This window comes from Streptomyces sp. 8P21H-1, assembly GCF_013302945.1.
The window spans coordinates 1-929 of sequence record NZ_JABTYA010000316.1; the positions used below are offsets into that span (position 1 = coordinate 1).

Annotated in this window: 1 protein-coding gene and 1 pseudogene; both read right to left on the reverse strand. The window is 73.7% G+C overall.

What is annotated here, in order from left to right; all coding sequences use genetic code 11:
• Nucleotides 1-426 (reverse strand): annotated as a pseudogene (locus HO151_RS06630) (hypothetical protein); the annotation flags it as partial.
• Nucleotides 427-586: 160 nt separating this feature from the next.
• On the reverse strand, nt 587-928 hold the full coding sequence (locus HO151_RS06635; RefSeq protein WP_254594786.1) for a DUF6113 family protein: 342 nt from the start codon (nt 926-928) through the stop codon (nt 587-589).
• Nucleotide 929: the final 1 nt, after the last annotated feature.

Below are 929 nucleotides of genomic sequence, written 5' to 3' on the forward strand. Positions count from 1 at the left end.
GCCCTTCGGCGCACCGGTCTTGCGCGGCGCGAACCAGTCGCTCGCCTTCTCCCCGCCGCTACCGCCACCGTCGGTGCCGGCGGGCAGGGCGTGGGACCCCGTGTCGGGGTCCGCGGACCCGCCCGCGGAGGCGGCCGGTCCGGCGGTCGGTCCCGCGTCGGAAGCAGGCGCCTGCGAGGCACCCGTGGCGTCGGAGGACTCCCCGTTGGCGACGGGCTTGCGCACGACGACCGGCGGGATCGGCCGGGATCCGGGGATGTTGATGCGGATCCGGGTCGTCAGCGTGGTCTCGGTCTTGGGCTGTTCCGGCCGGTCGGCGGCGGCGTCGGAAGCCATGGGGGTTCCGTACGGCGGAGTCCCCGACGGGTATGCGGTTCCGCCGCGCCCGTTGGGCCCGGAGGACGAACTGTCAGTTTCACGACTCAAGGCAGGTTCTCCCGGTTGGCTCCACCGCCCGTGTACTCGACCTCGATTCGGGCGGCTCGGCGGCGCGCACCACCATACTGGCCACTTGTCCCCCGCTTCCTGCGGCCGTCGGGGAAACCCACACCGGACGTGCACCGGCGCGTCGTGGCGAAGCGGTACGTCACTTGCCAAGTCGGGCGGTGGGACCGCCCGGTTGCCACCCTTGGCCAAGGGTGGCGCACATCACAGCCACAGCCATCCCACCGAGCAGGAACAGGTAGGAACCGGCTCCCGCGGCGAAGAGGAAGTCGCCCTCCGGACGGCTGGCGGTGAGCAGGATGACGGCGACCATCCAGCCGGCCGCGGGTGCGAGGGCCCCGGCCCGGCCGCCCATCGCGTACGAGCCGCCCAGGAACAGCCCCGCCGCCCCGGCCAGCGCGAGGAGCAGCCCGCCCGGGAACCAGCCCGACTGGACCAGTGCTCCGGCCACCGCGACCAGGGCGCCGAGCAGGAAGAGCCCCAGG